The organism is Mucilaginibacter sp. P4_E8, from assembly GCF_056401495.1.
The window spans coordinates 1-5188 of the sequence record NZ_JBFUJG010000228.1 but is presented as its reverse complement, the minus strand read 5'-3'; the positions used below and the strand labels follow the sequence as shown (position 1 = coordinate 5188).

Here is a 5188-nt window from a genome sequence, read left to right as displayed (position 1 = left end):
GGCCAGGACAGCAATCACCTATGATCCTGAAATCAGCGCCTATGCTGAAAGAAAACTTAAAAATAAAAAATATGGATTGGTATTAAATAACGTAAAATTCAAGTTGATCTTAAGAATGTTTGCGCTTGTGAAGCGTGGTAAAATGTATGTGGAAAATTATAAGATAACGGCCTGAAAAATCTTTTTTTATTAAATTTTGGAATTATAGCAAACCTATAATACAAATCAGGCAGAACCACGGGCTGCAAAAAGTTGCTCCACTTCGTTCGCTCGTTGGCCCACGCTTCAGCAAATATTTGCTATGCCCTTTACCGCCGCACAGGGCCACCATTGTTCTGCCTGATTTCATCCGAAGCGAGCTGCAGATCAGGGAAAGGAAAAAATGTGAAAAAGGAAATTAAATAAAACCACGTCATTGCGAAGAATGAAGCAATCTCTTTAGGACAAGTAATTAACTTTGCACACACGAATTGCATATCGGAGATTGCCACGCTATCGCTCGCAATGACAATTTTTATTAACTTCCAAATTCAAAAATGATCCACATAGAACAAATACGACCTGAACTTACCTGGCGCTTGCGACAAAGAATTTTATACCCTGAGCAAAAGCTGTACGAAATGGAAATGGAAGAAGATAACAACGGCTTGCATTTTGCCGCTTTTAAGGATGATGCTATTGTTGCTGTAGTATCCTTATTTGCCAAAGGCGACGATTACCAGTTCCGCAAGTTCGCGGTGGATGACAACCAACAGGGTAAAGGCATAGGCAAACAAATATTAGATCATATTACTGATTTTGCGCAAACAAATGGCGCAAAAAGACTGTGGTGCAATGCCCGGCTGTCGGCCATTGGGTTTTACTTAAAGGCTGGTTTTGTGCATACAGGGCAATTCTTCACCCGGCACGGGTTCGATTATGAGATCCTTGAAAAGGACATCACTCCTTTATCAGCTCGGCAATAAGTACAGTGGCATAATTATTCTGCTGCTTTTGGTTTGATAATTTGGCCAGGTCAAGGGCCTCATCAATATCACCCTGCGACTCATAAACCACTGCCAGGTTATAGGCGGCCTGGCTGGCCAGTTTAAGGTCCTTACCATCAATCAGTGGGTTTAATATTTTATAGGCGATATCAAACTTACCTTTCAATATTTGCTGTACTGATGACTCTAAGGCGTCTGTTCCGTTATATAGCGGTCTGTAATTGGTTATGGTGTATGGTAAATAATCCTTCAGTGCATCCAGGGCGGCCTCACGGGCCGCGCCATTGACAGAAAATCCCCTGTTCGAGTTATCCTGGGGTTCTTCGGCCACTCCTTTTAACTTTTTAAAGTAAATGCCGTTATTTTCATACAGGGTAAAATCAACCTTTGCCTTGGTATTGTAATAGGCTATTTGGGCATTACCATCATATTGCACATTATCAAGCACAATGCCTGCGTTAAAATCATCGAACGTTAAAACATAATTGGCTTTGTAGGTCTTTGCCAGGAATTTAACAGAATCGCCATTTGGAGTAAAGTGCAACGAATCAATCAGGCTGGTCACTTTTACCCCTGGCAGCAACTTCAATTCTTTTTCGGCTCCGGCAACAGCGGCGTAGGCAGCTGCCTTAAGCGCCATGATCTTCCTCTTGCTGATCTTGGTTGAATCGAAGGCAACTTTGTTTACAAGCAGTATGTGGGTAGTATCCGGATTAAAGATTTGTTTCGGGGCATAGTCAACCGGTACAGTTGCGTATTGAATAACGTTACATGAGGTTAAACCGGCAATAAATAATATACAGATAAGCTTAAATAGTTTCACGGCAGTGGAGTAAATTATAGAACATGTAAAATTAAGAAACTACAATGAATTTGAAATGAACAATAATGTCATTAATGTAAAACTTACAGTTAATCACAACTAATTAACCAAGGGGGGTAAATTTTACATATTTGAAAAAAAAACGCTAATGTTATAACCTTAGTATTAATTTAATAATAAAAACATGTTTTTGTTTCCATTTTGGCAGATAATATTAGGGGTTTACCATCAGCTTTATTATATTTGCTTATTGCACAATATTAGTTTACTTAACAAACATGGCTAAAAAAAAATCTGATACCTCAACGCATATTCCTGTTGTAAACGAAACTTCCTTATCTTTTTTCGAAAAATATATTAATAACCCCTCGCCTACCGGCTTTGAGTGGAAAGGCCAGGAGTTATGGCTTGACTATTTAAAGCCCTACATTGATGATTATTACGTAGATAATTATGGTACCGCAGTTGGTATTATTAACCAAAAGGCCGATTATAAAGTAGTTATTGAAGCCCATGCCGACGAAATATCATGGTTTGTTAACTATATTACCAGTGATGGTTTAATATACGTGATACGCAACGGCGGATCTGACCACCAGATAGCCCCTTCAAAAAGGGTGAACATACATACCGATAATGGCATTGTAAAAGCAGTTTTCGGCTGGCCGGCCATCCACACCCGCTTAGGCGGCGAAAAGGAAGAGGCACCAACCCTGAAAAACATTTTCCTGGATTGCGGTTGTACCTCAAAAGATGAAGTTGAAAAACTGGGCATCCATGTGGGTTGCGTAATTACCTATGAAGATGAGTTTATGGTGCTGAACGACCGTTATTATGTTGGTCGCGCGCTTGATAACCGTGCAGGCGGCTTTATGATAGCCGAAGTTGCCCGTTTGCTTAAAGAGAATAATGTAAAACTGCCGTTTGGCTTATACATAGTTAACGCCGTACAGGAAGAAATAGGCTTGCGCGGCGCCGAGATGATAGCTCACAAAATAAAACCCAATGTGGCCATCGTAACTGATGTTACGCATGATACCCAAACCCCGATGATCAATAAGATAACCCAGGGCGATTTGGCCTGTGGCAAGGGGCCGGTGGTATCATACGCCCCGGCGGTTCAAAATAACCTGAACAAATTACTTATCGAAGCCGCACAAAAGGCGGATATCCCTTTTCAACGCCAGGCATCGTCACGCTCAACAGGCACCGATACTGATGCATTTGCTTACTCGAACGATGGTGTTCCATCGGCGCTCATTTCGTTACCATTAAGGTACATGCATACCACTGTAGAAATGATACACAAAGAAGATGTTGACAATGTGATACGTCTTATTTACCAAACTTTGCTGAGCATCAAAGCCGGACAGGATTTCAGATACATCAAATAATCCCGTGTTTTCAAGGGAAACAATTTTGGTTATCAATCATTCACTATAAAAAATTTATGTAAAGGCATATAGTTATTATTAAATACCCCCCAATATTATCTATGAAACCAACACTTCTTATTTTGGCCGCAGGTATGGCCAGCCGTTACGGCAGCATGAAACAGGTTGATGGCTTTGGCCCCAACGGTGAAACTATTATCGACTACTCTATCTACGATGCCATAAAGGCTGGTTTTGGTAAAGTAAGCTTTATTATCCGCGAAGAATTTGCAGATAATTTTAAAGCTATTTTTGAGCCTAAACTTAAAGGCCGCATTGAAACTGATTACGTTTTTCAAAGTTTTGACCTTAAACCTTTTGGTATTGATAAAACAATTGAACGTGCTAAACCCTGGGGCACAGCACATGCGGTACTTGCCGCACGCAACCAGGTAAATGAGCCATTTTGTGTTATCAACGCCGATGATTTTTATGGTTATGACTCATTTGAAAAAATGGCTAAGTTTTTAACCACCGAAGTGGCCGATGATACCTACTCTTTAGTGGGTTACCAAATTGACAGGACTTTGTCTGACTATGGCTCCGTATCACGCGGTGTTTGTAAGGTTGATGATAAGGGCAACATGATTGAAATTAATGAGCGTACCGAAGTTTACTTTAAGGAAGACGGTAGTGTAGCCTATAAAGATGCCACCGGCGAGCACCCGCTACCAAACGATACCCGCGTATCCATGAACTTCTGGGGCTTTACACCGGCTATATTTAAACAAAGCCTGCCTATGTTTCAAAAATTTGTTGAGGAAAATGAGAACAATCCAAAATCTGAGTTTTTTATTCCTTTAGCTGCTGATGAACTGATAAAAAGCGGAACAGCTGCTTTTAAAGTTATCCCTACAGGATCAAAATGGTTTGGTGTAACTTATAAAGAAGATAAACCTATTGTACAAAAAAGTATATCAGACCTGGTAGCCAGCGGCACCTATCCTGAAAAGCTTTGGGATTAATTTAGGAATATAAAATGTCATGCTGAACTTGTTTCAGCATCTCTCATACAAGGTTTAAACATGCAAGTCGCTCACTTAGCATGTGAGATCCCGAAATAAATTCGGGATGACTTGTGAATTTAAAACACCTATAAAACAAAAAATCCCGCCTGTTAGGTGGGATTTTTTTATACAAGCCTATTCAGTCAGTCCATAAAGAAAAATGTTTTTTGATTATTTTCTAAATAAACATGAACCTTCTTTTTCACTACCTCATTGTTTGATATAACTGCAATGGTATAATTGCCATTATCAAGTTCGGTAAAAACATAGCCTTTTGTAACGGCTGCTTCATTGGGCAAAAAATCTTTTAACAGGATGTTATCTTCCTGATCGAAAACCATTACATAAGATTTATGACTATCGGTGTTTAAAACATTTACATAAACGCCACGACCTTTCTGCATAGCTGATACGGTAACCTTTTCTTCAGATCTTACCGGATGGTCTGTAGCATTTGCAGATGTGGTGGCAAAAATGCCTGCACTTAATAAAAGAAACAGTGCTGATAATTTGATTGAATTTTTCATGATATTTTTTAATTTGATGTTTTTAATTGAGTTTGTTTTTAAATTTTCAATATTCAAATCAACAGCATTTTAAAACACAAAAAAAATGAAATAGACCACCCATTTATATATATAGACGAAGGGGGAGTTTTAATCGTCAAACCATTAAAAAGCACTAATAATCAGTCAATTACACCGTTTATAGTTTAACACAGGTTGTTCATCGGTATATAGTTGTTATTCGTCGAATATTTAGGGGTAATGGGGCAGCTTGAGTTGTGCTGACAAGGGGTGATGAATGGCCTCTTGATAGATATGTCATTGCGAGGAAGCCCCCTCTAAATCTCCCCTGGTAGGGGAGACTTTTAGTTTTAAGCCCTCCCTTCCGGGGAGGGTTGGGTGGGGCTAATTGCGGTTGGGTGGGGCTAATTGC

General features: G+C 39.7%; 5 protein-coding genes. 3 read left to right on the top strand and 2 right to left on the bottom strand.

The window, feature by feature from the left end; translation table 11 throughout:
- Positions 1-536: 536 nt before the first annotated feature.
- Entirely contained in the window at positions 537-965 is a 429-nt protein-coding gene (locus AC1DRQ_RS29295; RefSeq protein WP_477429329.1) for a GNAT family N-acetyltransferase, read from the top strand.
- Here the strand turns inward: AC1DRQ_RS29295 and AC1DRQ_RS29290 are convergent.
- Positions 940-1809: a DUF6340 family protein gene (locus AC1DRQ_RS29290; RefSeq protein WP_477429327.1), complete on the bottom strand. Its 870-nt coding sequence runs from the start codon at positions 1807-1809 to the stop codon at positions 940-942. The genes AC1DRQ_RS29295 and AC1DRQ_RS29290 overlap by 26 nt on opposite strands.
- Positions 1810-2087: 278 nt before the next feature.
- Between AC1DRQ_RS29290 and AC1DRQ_RS29285 the strand changes: the two genes are divergently transcribed.
- Both AC1DRQ_RS29285 and AC1DRQ_RS29280 read left to right on the top strand, forming a co-directional pair.
- Positions 2088-3203 carry a M42 family metallopeptidase gene (locus AC1DRQ_RS29285; RefSeq protein WP_477429325.1) on the top strand — a complete coding sequence of 372 codons (1116 nt, stop codon included), beginning with the start codon at positions 2088-2090 and terminating at the stop codon, positions 3201-3203.
- A gap of 101 nt (positions 3204-3304) precedes the next feature.
- On the top strand, positions 3305-4207 hold the full coding sequence (locus tag AC1DRQ_RS29280; protein ID WP_429400421.1) for a nucleotidyltransferase family protein: 903 nt from the start codon (positions 3305-3307) through the stop codon (positions 4205-4207).
- A gap of 185 nt (positions 4208-4392) precedes the next feature.
- On the opposite strand, the gene AC1DRQ_RS29275 is transcribed toward AC1DRQ_RS29280, so the two are convergent.
- Positions 4393-4776, bottom strand: a complete 384-nt coding sequence (locus AC1DRQ_RS29275) for a hypothetical protein (protein ID WP_477429322.1) — start codon at positions 4774-4776, stop codon at positions 4393-4395.
- Between the last annotated feature and the right edge of the window lie 412 nt (positions 4777-5188).